A 13,543-nucleotide genomic window follows, 5' to 3' on the forward strand; every position below is an offset into this window, starting at 1 on the left:
GACAGGGGGGTGGCTGGAGCCGACGGCATCCGGACGTGGCGCACGTCTTCGCGTTCTGGGAGAGCCGTGCCTTCTACGACTCCTTCATGGCCCGTTCCCACGACCGGCTGGCCTCCGCCCAGGTGGGCACCTTCAAGGACGCCCGCGTCAGGCTCTTCGACTACCGCTTCGACGTGAAGACGGGCTTCGAACCGCGCTTCACCGACGCCGACCTGCTGCGGGTGGCACTCTGCCGGGTCCACGAGGAGCGGGCCGAGCACTACGTCCTCATGCAGGAGAAGGTCTGGAACCCCGCGATGGCCGGCTCGCCCGGCATGGTCCGCGGCCTGTTCGGCGAGGCCCCGGGGCACGAGTACCTGGTGCTGTCCATGTGGCGGTCGGCGGCCGAGCACGGCAAGTACCGCACCGAGCGCGTCGAACGGCTCGCCCTGCGCGCTCAGACGGAGGCCGACATCGCGGCGCTGACCGGGGACGTCGTCCAGATGGAACCCACCTGGACGATTTGAGATCCGGACCCGCCGTCCCGCCGCCGGCGTGTGGAAACTGTGTGACGTACGCCGTACGGTGCCCGTACGAGTGCTTGGTTGCGGCCGACTCGATCTAGGGTGCTGGCATGGCACGACCACGGCGCATCGTTCTTGTCCGGCACGGCGAATCGACCGGAAACGTCGATGACACCGTGTACGAGCGCGAACCCGACCACGCGCTGGCCCTCACCGACCGGGGCCGGGTGCAGGCGGAGGAGACCGGCAAGGAACTGCGCGACGTCTTCGGCCGCGAGCGGGTCAGCGTGTACGTCTCCCCGTACCGCCGGACACACGAGACGCTCCGCGCCTTCCACCTGGACCCCGGACTGATACGGATACGGGAGGAGCCCCGGCTGCGCGAGCAGGACTGGGGCAACTGGCAGGACCGCGACGACGTACGCCTGCAGAAGGCCTACCGCGACGCCTACGGCCACTTCTTCTACCGCTTCGCCCAGGGGGAGTCCGGCGCCGACGTGTACGACCGGGTCGGCGGCTTCCTGGAGAGCCTCTTCCGCAGCTTCGAGGACCCCGACCATCCGCCGAACGTGCTGCTGGTGACCCACGGACTGGCCATGCGGCTGTTCTGTATGCGGTGGTTCCACTGGACGGTCGCGGAGTTCGAGTCCCTGTCGAACCCCGGGAACGCCGAGATGCGGATGCTCGTTCTCGGTGAGGACGGCAAGTACACCCTTGACCGGCCCTTCGAACGCTGGCGAGATCCGGAACCGTACGGGATCACCGGATAGAGTGGCAGGGCGATGACCGCTCATTCATCTCCTGACGGGCGCCTGGACCGGGCCCTGTCCAGCCTGCGCGGACTGTCGGTGGGCGACGCGCTGGGCTCCCAGTTCTTCGTGCCGGCGAACTATCCGCTGCTGAAGCGCCGCGAGCTGCCGCCCGGCGTCTGGCAGTGGACGGACGACACGGAGATGGCCTGCTCCGTGGTCTCCGTCCTCGCCACCCACCAGCGCGTCGACCAGGACGCACTGGCCCTCTCCTTCGCCCAGCACCACGACTTCGACCGCGGCTACGGCCCCGCGGTCAACCGACTGCTGCGGCTGGTCCGCGAGGGCGGCGACTGGCGCGAGCTGGCTTCCGCCCTGTTCAACGGCCAGGGCTCGTGGGGCAACGGCGCCGCGATGCGCATCGCCCCCCTGGGCGCCTGGTACGCGGACGACCCGGAACAGGCGACACACCAGGCCGAGATCTCCGCCTACCCCACGCATCAGCACCGCGAGGCTGTGGTCGGCGCCATGGCGGTCGCCGCGGCGGCCGCACTGGCCGCGGACCCGGCCGGACCGCCCAAGGCGCACGCGCTCCTCGACTCAGTGATCGCCCTGGTGCCGAAGAGCGCGGTGGGCGCCGGACTCCGGCGCGCCCGGGACATGCTGGACTACGGCGACGCGGCCACGGTCGCGGCGGTCCTCGGCTGCGGCAGGCGTACGACCGCGCACGACACGGTGCCCTTCGCCCTCTGGTCCGCCGCCCGCGCCCTCGGGGACTATGAAACGGCCTTCTGGACGACCGCCCAGGTCGGCGGGGACGTGGACACGACCTGCGCGATCGTGGGCGGAGTGATCGCGGCCGGCGAGGCGGGCGCGCCCCCGGCCGAGTGGGCGGGACGGGTCGAGGCGCTGCCCGAGTGGATGGCGGCGCGGTCCTAGTCGCCTTCTCCCGCACAGAGGGAACTCTCCGTGCGTGAGGGGAACTCTCCGTGACGGTTCGCACGTTGTCGGGACATCCGCTGTGCGCGGTCCGGCTCCCGGACGGGGCCGGGAGAGTCACGAGGGGGTGGGACATGGACGGGCTCGTACTCCGGACCGCAGGGCGCCGACGACGGGGCGGACACCGACGACGGGGCGGACGCCGGAAGGCGGTCCTGCCGCCGTCCGATGCCCGCCCCCGCACGACCACGCGGTCAGCCGACCCCCGGGCCCGCCGAGCCGGACAGGGCCTCCAGGTCGCTCTTGCGGACCCGGATCACCAGCCATGCCGTGGCCAGGGCGAGTACGGCCATCGCGGCGGCCGGGATGAAGGCCGCCGAGATGCCCTGCGCCAGGACGTCGTGCCCCCACGGCGCCGGCAGCTGCTGCGTCTGCGCGAACTCGGCCTTCTGCTCCGGCGAGCCGGTGGTGAGGAAGTCCGGCACCTGCTTCTCCGCCTCGTCCCTGCTGGCCGTGCCGAAGACCGTGGTCAGGATGGCCAGGCCGATCGATCCGCCCACCTGCTGCATGGCGTTGAGGAGACCGGAGGCCGCGCCGGCCTCGTGCTGGGCGACCCCGGAGACAGCGGTCAGCGTCAGCGTCACGAAGTTCAGGCCCATGCCGAAGCCGAAGATCAGCATCGGCCCCAGCACGCCGCCGACATAGGAACTGTCGGAGCTGATGAGGGCCTGCCAGCCGAGTCCCACCGCGGCGAGCGCCGAGCCCACGATCATGAACGGCTTGGGTCCGAGGACCGGCAGGAACCGCTGCGAGATCCCCGCGCCGACCGCGATCACCACCGTGACCGGCAGGAAGGCCAGACCCGCCTCGATGGGGGTGTAGCCCAGCACGTTCTGGACGAACAGCACGATGTAGAAGAACATGCCGAACATCGCCGCGGCCAGGCTGAGCATGATCACGTACGTGCCCGAGCGGTTGCGGTCGGCGAACATCCGCAGCGGGGTGATCGGCTCCTTGGCCCGCGACTCGATGAACGCGAAGGACAGCAGCAGCACCACGGCCGCCACGAAGGAACCGATGGTCAGGCCGTCCCGCCAGCCGTCGTCCGCGGCGCGGATGAAGCCGTAGACGAGGGAGGCCATGCCCGCTGTCGAGGTCACCGCCCCGGCGATGTCGAAGCGGCCGGAGTGCCGCTCGGACTCACTGATGTACATCGGGGTGAGCACCGCGATCAGCACGCCGATCGGCACGTTGACGAAGAGCACCCAGCGCCAGTCCAGCCACTCGGTGAGCATGCCGCCGGCCAGCAGACCGATGGCGCCACCGCCCGCGGACACGGCCGCGAAGACGCCGAAGGCCCGGTTGCGTTCCGGGCCCTCGGGGAAGGTGGTGGTTATGAGGGCGAGCGACGTGGGCGAGGCGATCGCGCCTCCCACACCTTGCAGGACGCGCGCCGCCAGCAGCTGCCAGGGTTCCTGGGCGAAGCCGCCGAGCAGCGAGGCGAAGGTGAACAGCAGGATGCCGGTCATGAAGACCCGGCGCCTGCCGAGGATGTCACCGGCTCGGCCGCCGAGCAGGAGCAGGCCGCCGAAGGTGAGGGTGTAGGCGCTGACGACCCAGGTGAGGTCGGTTGTGCTGAACTTGAGCGCGTCTTGAATGTGCGGGAGTGCGATGTTCACAATCGTCGCGTCCAGTACCACCATGAGCTGGCAGGCCGCGATGACGGTGAGCGCGATGCCGGGATGCCCCTCCCGGCGGGCCGCTCCCGGCTTCTGGTCTCGGATCAGAGATGAGGTTGTCACTGTGTGTCCCCCACGAATCACTTAGTGAACGCCCGCGTTCACTGTTGCGCCAACGTTAGTGAACCCCAGACAGTGAACGCAACCGTTCACTTGTGGCGTCGTCGTGTGTCCCGTCCCCCTTGTGGCCGCGCGGCGCTTCCCCTTCCCCCGAAACCCGCTGCACCGCTTACTGGAGATCCCCGACATGGTTGCTTCGAACTGGGCGGCCGCCTCTGCCCAGACGTCCTCGCGGCGGCGTGGAGCCGTCCTCGAACGCGCGATCCTCGACGCCGCGCTGGAGCAACTCGGCACCGTCGGCTGGAACGGCCTCACGATGGAAGGTGTCGCCGCCGGCGCCCAGACCGGCAAGGCGGCGGTCTACCGGCGCTGGCCGTCCAAGGAAGACCTCGTCGCCGACGCGCTGCGGTCCGGGCTGCCGCGCTTCGACACGGTGCCCGACCTCGGGAGCGTGCGCGAGGACCTGCTGGCGCTGTGTCGCAGGGCGCGCGACGCGATGTACTCCCGGCCGGGGTTCGCCCTTCGCTCGGTCATTCACGAATGCGACAGCGTGCAGGCTGAGCGCTTCCATGCGGTGATCTTCAAGGGTGTGGTCGAGCCGACGCTCGAGATGCTCCGCGAGGTCATCAACCGTGGAATAGAGCGGGGAGAGGTCAGGCGTGACGCGGCCAACGGTTACGTCTTCGACGCCATCCCGGCGATGATGATGTACCGCTCCAAAATTTGTGCAAGCGAATGGCCGGACCTGGAGCTGGAGGAAATGATCGACCAGTTGATGGTCCCGCTGCTGCGGCCCGAGGGCGCCTGATCCTCGCTGTGGAGGGCCCCGGGCCGGTTTGGGGAACCGGGGTGTCGCCGGGGGTTCCCAGCGGCGTACGCTAGGTGCGCCATGCCGTACGAACCACCCACTCACACCGTCGAGCGCTCCCTTCGCGCCACGACCGGAGCGAAGGTCATTGCCGGTGTCGACGAGGTGGGGCGCGGTGCGTGGGCCGGTCCCGTGACCGTCTGCGCCGCGATCACCGGACTGCGCCGGCCCCCGGCCGGCCTCACCGACTCCAAGCTGCTCACCATCAAGCGACGCACCGAACTCGCCGTCGAGTTGCGGACCTGGGTCACCTCCTACGCCCTGGGGCACGCCTCTCCCGAGGAGATCGACGCCATGGGGATGACCGCCGCGCTGCGACTGGCGGCGGTGCGCGCGCTGGAGGCCCTGCCGGTACGCCCCGACGCCGTCATCCTCGACGGCAAGCACGACTATCTCGGGGCGCCTTGGCGGGTCCGTACGGTGATCAAGGGTGACCAGTCCTGTGTGGCCGTCGCCGCGGCTTCGGTCCTGGCCAAGGTCCAGCGCGACAAAATGATGGCCGAACTGGGCATCGACCATGCAGACTTCGCCTTCGCGGACAACGCCGGGTATCCGTCACCCGTGCACCGGGCCGCACTGGAGGAGCGGGGGCCCACCCCGTACCACCGGTTGTCGTGGGCGTATCTTGATGCGCTGCCCCAGTGGCGGCACCTCAAGAAGGTCCGCAGTTGGGTGGAGGGAAGCGTTCCGGAAATCGAGGGTCAGCTCGGATTCGATTTCTGACGGTTCCGCTCGCAGGCATGTGCCACCCGCCGACGCGAGCCGCACCAACGTTTGATAAATATCAGCTCATGCCTCTCATTCCCGAGGAGCCTCAGATTCACGAGAAGGCCCAGGGTCCCCGCGCCACTCCGGCCAGCGGCCGCACCGCGCCGACCCCTCGCCCCGTACCCGGCCCCCGTCCCGCGGCCCCGCCGCGCCCCGGTCGTCCCGGCCCGATGCGGCCGACCGCGCCGGCGCAGCGCGCGCCACGCGACACGACCACCACCAAGCCCGGACCCCCGGGTCCGGCAGCCCCGGCCGCTCCGGTCGCCCAAGCGGCTCCGGCGGCGAACGCGGCCACCGTCACGGCCCCGCAGATCCAGCTGATCCCGGCCACCCCCGACGGCGCGCTCGACGCCGCCGAAGAGGCCGTGGACCTGCTGCTGGACTCGGGTCGTACCCCCGGTGACGTGCTGGTGCTCACCACCGGCGAACCGCACCCGTGGGCCGCCCACGAACTGTCCTTCGGCGACGCCGCCTACTGGGCGCAGCACGACGCGGGCGACGACGTCTTCTACGCGGACGCCGCCGTCGCGGAGCGTGCGGCCTCGCGGGCCGTGGTCGTACTCGCGGTCAACGGCGGCCCCGAAGCGGCTGCCGCCCGCGCCCTCGGCGTGGCCCACACCCGGGCCGGTGCCCTGCTGATCGTCTGCGGGGACCCGCAGCGGATCAACTCGGTGCTGGGCGCGGGCGTCTGAGCCGCTTCCGCCGCGTGCGGCGGGCGTCGGTCAGGGAACTGGCGCGGTGGTCGCTGCGGCGTGCGCCTGTGTTTCCGCCCCTGGGCCTGACCAGGGTTGCAGCGGTGCGGACCGCCGTGGTGTGCCTGCTCGGTGCGCCGCGGTGGTTAACACCGTGGTGCACCGAGGTGTGTCCGTGGCGCTCAGCGAGCCGCCGCGCGGCGCAGTACCTCCGAGGCGACACCGCCGGTGCGGGGTGACGGGGGAGGCGTCTCCGAGGTGGCGAAGGGCTCAGGCGCCGACGCCGCGTTGGGCCGGCGCCCACCGCGGCCCTCGCCGAGGACCTGCCACCCGTCCCGGGTCAGCGTGATGTACGCGCCGCAGCGCAGCCCGTGCAACGTGCAGGCGTCCCGCAGCCCCCACATCCACGCGCCGTCCTCCTCCGTCCAACGCGCGTCGCCGTCACGGCAGTAGAGCAGAACGGCGGTGCGCACCGGTGTGCGGCGCCGCAGATCGTGCGGGATGACGCGGCGCAACTGGGAAAGCAGAGCGTTGCGGAACATCCAGCCGTCCGCCGGTGACCTGCGACTGGTGAACGAGGCGCTGGCGCGCAGCCGTTCGTCCGGATCGAGTACGGCCACGATCGCGGTCGCCGGCCCGGGGCGGTGCCGCGAGTGGAGGCCGCTGACGACCTCGCGCGGATTGCGCAGCAGCGGGATTCCGGCCGCGGCCCACTCCGCCGGTTCGAGCAGGCGAGTGGCGGAAGCGCTGGACGAGGAAAACGAGGCGGCCGAGGACGGAGCGAATCCGAAGGTCACGTTCCTCCCTTCGGCTACGCGCCCACACTGCGGGCAGGGGTCGGATTCGGGGAGCGCGCACCGCAGTGAAGCCCTGCCGGATCACGGCCGGGCCGTGCGGGGAGCGGACTTCGATTCTTCCTGTCGAACTTGGATGCGGCAACGAGCAATTGGGACCGACGACCGTTATCTGCTGATGCGCGTCCTATATCCCTACCCGGAGTGCCGCCGGGTGACGCCTGGGACGCGGCAGGCGCGTGGCGCGCGCGATCACCCCTGCACGGCCAGGACGAGCGGCAGCACCCCGCGGGCGCCGGCGCGGCGGAGCAGCCGGGCGGCCACCGCGAGGGTCCAGCCGGTCTCGGTGCAGTCGTCCACGAGGAGAACGGGGCCGTCCAGTCCGCTGAGCGTGGTGGCGAGGGCGGGCGGCACCGTCAGCGCCCCGTCCAGCGCCTTGAGCCGCTGCGCGCTGTTGCTGCGGGAGCCGCCGGGCGCCTCACCCGTGTACTCGACCGAACCGAGCAGCGGCAGCCTGCCGATCTCGGCGATGCGGGTACCGAGGGAGTGGATCAGCTGAGGCCGCGTGCGTGAGGCGACGGTCACCACGCCGCCGGGCCGTGGCTGGGCGTCGGCCGCGCCCGAGGCCCAGCCGCCGGGCCCCTTCGCCCAGTCGGCCAGCACCGTCACGACGGCCTGGGCGACATCGTCCGGCACCGGGCCGTCCGGCGCCTGGACCGCGAGCATCGGCCGCAGCCGGTTGCCCCAGCCGATGTCGGACAGCCGGCCCAGCGCCCTGCCCGGCGCCGCCTGCTCCGCCGCCGGAATCCGGCCCTTCAGGTCGACGCCGATCGCCGGAAGCCCCGTCGGCCACATACGGCGCGGCTCCACCTCGACACCGGCCCGCCCCAGATCGACCCGTGCGGCGTCGAGGGAGTCGGAGGAGGTGTCGGCGGTGAAGCGCGGGCCCGCGCAGTTGTCGCACTGGCCGCAGGGCTTCGCGCCCTCGTCGTCCAACTGCCGTTGCAGGAACTCCATCCGGCACTCGGTCGTCGCGGCGTAGTCGCGCATCGACTGCTGCTCGGCCTTCCGCTGGCGCGCGACCCAGTCGTAGCGCTCCGCGTCGTACGTCCAGGGCTGTCCCGTGGCGATCCATCCCCCCTTGACCCGCTTGACCGCCCCGTCCACGTCGAGGACCTTCAGCATGGTCTCCAGGCGGGAACGGCGCAGCTCCACCAGCGGCTCCAACGCGGGCAGCGACAGGGGACGCTCCGCGCGCGCGAGGACGTCGAGCGTGCGGCGCACCAGGTCCTCCGACGGGAAGGCCAGCGAGGCGAAGTACTGCCAGATCGCCTCGTCCTCCTTCCCGGGCAGCAGGAGCACCTCGGCGTGCTCGACCCCGCGCCCCGCGCGACCGACCTGCTGGTAGTACGCGATGGGGGAGGACGGCGAACCCAGGTGCACCACGAAACCCAGGTCGGGCTTGTCGAAGCCCATGCCGAGCGCCGAGGTGGCCACCAGCGCCTTGACCCGGTTGGCGAGCAGGTCGTCCTCGGCCTGTTGCCGGTCCGCGTTCTCCGTCTTGCCGGTGTAGGAGGCGACGGTGTGGCCGCGCTGCCGCAGGAAGGCGGTGACCTCCTCGGCGGCGGCCACCGTGAGCGTGTAGACGATGCCGGAACCCGGGAGCCGGTCGAGATGGTCGGCGAGCCAGGCCATCCGGTGCGCGGCGTCGGACAGCCGCAGCACCCCCAGACTGAGGCTCTCCCGGTCCAGCGGACCGCGCAGCACCAGGGCGTCGGACGTGCCACCCGTGCCGAGCTGCTCCGCCACGTCGGCGGTCACTCGCGCGTTGGCCGTGGCCGTGGTCGCCAGGACGGGGACACCGGGCGGGAGGTGGGTGAGCATGGTGCGCAGCCGCCGGTAGTCGGGGCGGAAGTCGTGGCCCCAGTCGGAGATGCAGTGGGCCTCGTCCACCACGAGCAGACCGGTCGCGGCGGAGAGCTTGGGCAGTACCTGGTCGCGGAAGTCCGGGTTGTTGAGCCGCTCGGGACTCACCAGCAGCACGTCGACCTCGCCCGCCGCGATCTCCTCTTGGACCGTGTCCCATTCCTCGGTGTTGGAGGAGTTGATGGTCCGGGCGCGGATGCCGGCCCGGGCAGCGGCCTCGACCTGGTTGCGCATCAGCGCGAGCAGCGGGGAGACGATCACCGTGGGCCCGGCGCCCCGGTCGCGGAGCAGGGCGGTCGCCACGAAGTACACCGCGGACTTGCCCCACCCCGTGCGCTGGACTACCAGGGCCCGGCGCCGCTCGGCGACCAGCGCCTCGATCGCACGCCACTGGTCCTCCCGCAGCCGGGCGCCGCCGGAGGCGTCCCCGACGAGACGGGCGAGGACGGCGTCGGCCGCTGTCCGCAGATCCGCGTTGTTCGTGTGCTCCATGCGTTCCATACAACAGGACGGGACCGACAAGCGGGCGAGCTGTGGACGGGAGGACGGCGCCGAGCCCGGCTTGGCGTCCGCGAGTGACGTGTCCCTGATTGAAGTTATCCACAGGGCAAAGCGGAGCGTCTCGATCCGCGAGATCGTCGGGGCATGACGAACCACAGCGAAACGACCGGCCCCTCCGGCAGCGGTGACGTCCCGCGCCCCGAGCAGCCGAACCGAAAGGCCCTGACCTCGTACGAGAGTCCCGGTGACGAGCACCAGGTCACCCTGCGCACCCCCGCCGAACTGGCCGACGCCCTGCCCTATCTCCTCGGCTACCGCCCGGAGGACAGCATCGTCCTGGCCGCCCTGCGTGACAGGGAGGGGCGTGGGTGCTTCGGCGGCCGGGCGCGGCTCGGCATCCCCGCGAGTCCGGACGACTGGGCTTGCGCGGCCGGACAGTTGGTCCACGGCCTGGTCACCGGCAGCGAGCGCCGAGGCGTCCGTCCCGAACAGATGGTCGCCTACCTCTGCCAGGAGCCGGCGCGGGGCGAGACCGGCCGAGACGTGATGGAGCGACTGCGACCACTCGCCCAGCGCCTGCGCGTCGAGTGCGGCACGCTCGACGTGCCTGTGGTCGAGGCGCTGTGCATTTCGGCCGGACGCTTCTGGTCGTACTGCTGCGACGACGAGGCATGCTGCCCGGCCGAGGGCCTGCCCATGGGGCTGCCGGGGACCTCGGTGCTGGCCGCGGCGGCCACCTACGCCGGTATTCAGGTGCGCGGCTCGCTGAGCGACCTGCGGGCCAGGCTGCTGCCGGGGGAGAACGCGGTGGCGGACGAGCAGACCGCCGCCCTGGACGCCGCCGCCACGACTCTGGTCGCCCGGATCCTCGACCCCGACGGCCGTTCGGAGGTGGCCCGAAAGACGCTGGAAACGGCGGAGCGGGTCATGCGACGGCTCGCCGGTGCCCCGCCGGTGTCCGGCGTGCCGGCCGAGGATCTGCGCGACGACCACCTGCTCGGGCACGACGAGGCGGCGGCCCTGATCCTCGGCCTCCAGGACCGCACCACCCGCGACCGCGCGGCCGGGTGGATGGAGGGCGACGAGGCAGGACCCGCGCTGCGCCTCTGGCGGGCCCTCGCCCGTCGCTGCGTCGGACCCTACGGAGAACACGCGGCCGCGCCGCTCACCCTCGCGGGCTGGGTCGCCTGGTCCACGGGTGACGAACTGGAGGCACGCGAGGCGCTGGCCATGGCACTCGGCGCGGATTCCGACTACCTCTTCGCCCGGCTCCTGCACCAGGCGTGCAACGAGGGCCTGGATCCCGAGTCGATCCGCCGCTGTCTGCGTGCGGAGCGGGAGGAGCGCGGCGGCGCGGAAGTCGGCAGCCCCGACGACGGCGAGCGGACCGACGCGGCCGGGTCCCGTGGGTCGGGTGAGCCTTCTCCTGCTCTGCGGCCACCGTCCGGCCGACGTCGCCGTACGCGTTGCCTCACCCCGGCGGCCGGCACCCGGCGCCGTGCGACGCCGCAGAACCGCGAGCCGAGGCCGGAGAACCAGCGCCCCCGCACCCCGTCGAGGACTGAACGCTCTGGAGCCGGGGGGACTGGACGGACGTGTTCGCGTACCCCGGGGAACCTGCCGAAGGAGCCGGCGAATGATGGCGAAGCGGAGGCCGCAGGTTGATCCTGACCTGGCATGACGTGGTACCGCCCGGTGATCGGGAGGAGACGGTGAGGTACCCGTCGGAGTGATGTGGATCAGCGTGCGAAGCGGTTGGGGAAGGGAGTGTTTATCGTCAGGCAGACGACTATGATCGCCGCATGCCCTACGACCCGTCAGCCTTTCCGCCCTTCGCCGTCACTGTGGACCTGGTCGTGCTGACCGTGCGCCGTCACTCCCTGTGTGCGCTGGCGGTGCGCAGGGGGGAGCCGCCGTTCCAGGGCCGCTGGGCCCTGCCCGGAGGCTTCGTACGGGCGGACGAGGATCTGGCGCAGGCGGCGGCGCGCGAGCTCGCCGAGGAGACGGGGCTGTGCGTCCACGACCCGGCCGAGCCCACCCAGGACAACGGTGCCCACCTGGAGCAGCTCGCCACCTACGGCGATCCCGAGCGCGACCCCAGGATGCGCGTGGTCAGTGTCGCCCACCTCGCGCTCGCCCCCGACCTGCCCGCACCGCGCGCGGGCGGTGACGCCAGCAACGCACGCTGGGCGCCGGTCGAGGAACTGCTGGAGCAGAGCGGCTACGGCCGTGCCGGTGAGCCTCTGGCGCCGCTCGCCTTCGACCACGCCCAGATCCTGGCGGACGGGGTGGAGCGGGCCCGCTCCAAGATCGAGTACTCCTCGCTGGCGACCGCGTTCTGCCCGCCCGAGTTCACCGTCGGCGAGCTGCGCCGTGTCTACGAGGCGGTGTGGAGCGTGGCCCTCGACCCGCGCAACTTCCACCGCAAGGTGACGGGCACGCCCGGATTCCTCGTCCCCACCGGGGGCACGACCACCCGACAGGGCGGCCGCCCCGCCCAACTCTTCCGGGCGGGCGGCGCGACGCTCCTCAACCCCCCGATGCTGCGACCCGAGGTCTGAGGGTTCCTCGCCCCCGATAGGCCCTGCGGTGCCCGAAAAACCGGATATGGCGCGCTATCTTGCTGCGGGTGATCCAGGCCTTCGGACTGACCAGCAACCCCCGCAAGGAGCTTCCGCCCGCCGTCGACGACGTCTCCTTCGAAGCGCGCGCGGGCCGCGTCACCGCACTGCTCGGAGCGCCGGGCGCCGGCAAGACGACCGCGCTCAGACTGATGCTCGAACTGCAACACGGTCGTGGGCTCACCCACTTCCGAGGACGCCCCCTGCACCGCATCGCCCACCCCTCCCGCGAGGTCGGCGTACTGCTCGGAGACGTTCCGGGACATCCGGCCCGCACCGTGCGCGGGCACCTCCGCATGCTGTGCGCGGCGGCGGGCGTCCCGGTCCAGCGTGCGGAGGAAGTCATCGAGTATGCGGGACTCGTGAGCCTGCGCGACGAACGCCTCGGCACCCTGTCCCGGGGCATGGACCGTCGCCTCGGACTGGCCTGCGCCCTGGTTCCCGACCCGCACACCCTGGTGTTCGACGACCCGGCGGGCGCACTCTCCGCGCGCGAGGCACACTGGCTGCACGGCGCCCTGCGTGCGCACGCCGCCCAGGGCGGCACCGTCCTCTTCAGCACCGCGGACCCCAAGGAGGCCGCGCGCGCCGCCGACCACGTCGTCACGCTGGAACAGGGCCGGGTGGTCGCCGACCAGGAGGCGGCGGACTTCTCCCGCACCCGGCTGCGCCCGCGCGTCGCCGTCCGCAGCCCGCACGCCGCGCGCCTCGGCGCCCTGCTGGCCCAAGAGGCCCGCTCGGCACGGCGTTCCGTCGAGGTCGTACGCGAGGGCGGCAACCGGCTCGCGGTGTACGGCAGCACATGCGCGGACATCGGCGAGACCGCCTTCCGGCACGGGATCCTCGTACATCAACTCGCTGACGAGATTGGCGACATGGGCCCCGGTGCCGGTGCCGGTGCCGGGGCCGGTGACGGGTGTGCGGCCGACGACAGCAGCGGTGCCTGTGCGGATGCCGTCTCCGGCGCGGTCGTACCCCCGGCGCGTCACCGGGCGGCGGACGGCGAACGGGCGCCGGCCCCCCGCAGGCCGACCGTCACCCGGCCCTCACCCACGGGCCCACCGCGCCCGACCGCCGCCACCGATCCACCGGCGCCCGAGCCGTCGGCGGTCGATTGTGCGGCGGTCGATCCCTGGGCGGTGGATCCTGCGGCGACCGGACCCTCGGCGGCCGTACCGCCGGGGACCGGTCCCGCGGCGACCGATCGACCGGGGACCGAACCGCATGCGCCAGAGTCACCGTCGACCGAACCACGGCCACCCGAGTCGCCGGCGCCCGACCCGCCGGTGACCGCCCTGCCGCCGACGGATCCCTCGTCGTCCGCCCCCGACTCTCCCCGCGCCGAGGACAAACAGCCGCCCCCGGACGACAACCCCACCGTCA

The 13,543-nt window shown here is 72.1% G+C and carries 12 protein-coding genes; 9 read left to right on the top strand and 3 right to left on the bottom strand.

The genetic code is table 11. From position 1 onward, the window contains the following. From DMH12_RS31990 to DMH12_RS32000, 3 genes are all read left to right on the top strand, one after another. Window positions 1-506: YdbC family protein (locus DMH12_RS31990; protein WP_260474415.1), on the top strand; the 506-nt coding region annotated here is incomplete at its 5' end. Between the two features lie 107 nt (window positions 507-613). Further along, complete coding sequence (locus DMH12_RS31995) at window positions 614-1,273, top strand: histidine phosphatase family protein (RefSeq protein WP_125494885.1); 660 nt, start codon at window positions 614-616, stop codon at window positions 1,271-1,273. Window positions 1,274-1,285: 12 nt separating this feature from the next. Continuing rightward, window positions 1,286-2,191 (top strand): ADP-ribosylglycohydrolase family protein, encoded by a 906-nt coding sequence (locus DMH12_RS32000; RefSeq protein WP_125494886.1) that lies wholly within the window; start codon window positions 1,286-1,288, stop codon window positions 2,189-2,191. Between the two features lie 254 nt (window positions 2,192-2,445). Here DMH12_RS32000 and DMH12_RS32005 read toward each other — a convergent pair whose 3' ends face one another. Further along, window positions 2,446-3,993, bottom strand: a complete 1,548-nt coding sequence (locus DMH12_RS32005; RefSeq protein ID WP_125494887.1) for an MFS transporter — start codon at window positions 3,991-3,993, stop codon at window positions 2,446-2,448. Between the two features lie 184 nt (window positions 3,994-4,177). On the opposite strand from DMH12_RS32005, the gene DMH12_RS32010 reads away from it, so the two are divergent. From DMH12_RS32010 to DMH12_RS32020, 3 genes are all read left to right on the top strand, one after another. After that, window positions 4,178-4,798, top strand: coding sequence for a TetR/AcrR family transcriptional regulator (locus DMH12_RS32010; protein ID WP_125494894.1), 621 nt, complete (start codon window positions 4,178-4,180; stop codon window positions 4,796-4,798). Between the two features lie 81 nt (window positions 4,799-4,879). Then, a complete protein-coding gene (locus tag DMH12_RS32015) occupies window positions 4,880-5,581 on the top strand; it encodes a ribonuclease HII (RefSeq protein ID WP_125494888.1) in 702 nt (233 codons plus the stop codon). A 68-nt stretch (window positions 5,582-5,649) separates the two neighbouring features. Next, window positions 5,650-6,318 (top strand): hypothetical protein, encoded by a 669-nt coding sequence (locus DMH12_RS32020; protein WP_125494889.1) that lies wholly within the window; start codon window positions 5,650-5,652, stop codon window positions 6,316-6,318. A gap of 182 nt (window positions 6,319-6,500) precedes the next feature. On the opposite strand, the gene DMH12_RS32025 is transcribed toward DMH12_RS32020, so the two are convergent. Both DMH12_RS32025 and DMH12_RS32030 read right to left on the bottom strand, forming a co-directional pair. Then, the gene (locus DMH12_RS32025) at window positions 6,501-7,115 is read right to left on the bottom strand and encodes a hypothetical protein (RefSeq protein ID WP_125494890.1); all 615 of its coding nucleotides are present in this window, start codon (window positions 7,113-7,115) and stop codon (window positions 6,501-6,503) included. Window positions 7,116-7,364: 249 nt separating this feature from the next. Continuing rightward, window positions 7,365-9,530 carry a RecQ family ATP-dependent DNA helicase gene (locus tag DMH12_RS32030; protein WP_125494891.1) on the bottom strand — a complete coding sequence of 722 codons (2,166 nt, stop codon included), beginning with the start codon at window positions 9,528-9,530 and terminating at the stop codon, window positions 7,365-7,367. 153 nt (window positions 9,531-9,683) lie between these two features. Between DMH12_RS32030 and DMH12_RS32035 the strand changes: the two genes are divergently transcribed. From DMH12_RS32035 to DMH12_RS40045, 3 genes are all read left to right on the top strand, one after another. Continuing rightward, the gene (locus DMH12_RS32035; protein WP_125494892.1) at window positions 9,684-11,204 is read left to right on the top strand and encodes a DUF4192 domain-containing protein; all 1,521 of its coding nucleotides are present in this window, start codon (window positions 9,684-9,686) and stop codon (window positions 11,202-11,204) included. Between the two features lie 137 nt (window positions 11,205-11,341). Continuing rightward, on the top strand, window positions 11,342-12,100 hold the full coding sequence (locus DMH12_RS32040; protein ID WP_125494893.1) for an NUDIX domain-containing protein: 759 nt from the start codon (window positions 11,342-11,344) through the stop codon (window positions 12,098-12,100). Between the two features lie 68 nt (window positions 12,101-12,168). Next, window positions 12,169-13,543, top strand: a 1,375-nt coding sequence (locus DMH12_RS40045) for an ATP-binding cassette domain-containing protein (RefSeq protein ID WP_260474416.1), incomplete at its 3' end; no start/stop codon positions are given.

The organism is Streptomyces sp. WAC 04229 (assembly GCF_003947455.1).
In the GTDB taxonomy this organism is placed as follows: domain Bacteria; phylum Actinomycetota; class Actinomycetes; order Streptomycetales; family Streptomycetaceae; genus Streptomyces.

What these genes read in the sequence shown, in the direction of transcription:
- DMH12_RS31995 (WP_125494885.1), top strand. Translation starts at nt 614, where the DNA reads ATGGCACGACCACGGCGCATCGTTCTTGTCCGGCACGGCGAATCGACC.
- DMH12_RS32000 (WP_125494886.1), top strand. Translation starts at nt 1,286, where the DNA reads ATGACCGCTCATTCATCTCCTGACGGGCGCCTGGACCGGGCCCTGTCC.
- DMH12_RS32010 (WP_125494894.1), top strand. Translation starts at nt 4,178, where the DNA reads ATGGTTGCTTCGAACTGGGCGGCCGCCTCTGCCCAGACGTCCTCGCGG.
- DMH12_RS32015 (WP_125494888.1), top strand. Translation starts at nt 4,880, where the DNA reads ATGCCGTACGAACCACCCACTCACACCGTCGAGCGCTCCCTTCGCGCC.
- DMH12_RS32020 (WP_125494889.1), top strand. Translation starts at nt 5,650, where the DNA reads ATGCCTCTCATTCCCGAGGAGCCTCAGATTCACGAGAAGGCCCAGGGT.
- DMH12_RS32030 (WP_125494891.1), bottom strand. Translation starts at nt 9,530, where the DNA reads ATGGAGCACACGAACAACGCGGATCTGCGGACAGCGGCCGACGCCGTC.
- DMH12_RS32035 (WP_125494892.1), top strand. Translation starts at nt 9,684, where the DNA reads ATGACGAACCACAGCGAAACGACCGGCCCCTCCGGCAGCGGTGACGTC.
- DMH12_RS32040 (WP_125494893.1), top strand. Translation starts at nt 11,342, where the DNA reads ATGCCCTACGACCCGTCAGCCTTTCCGCCCTTCGCCGTCACTGTGGAC.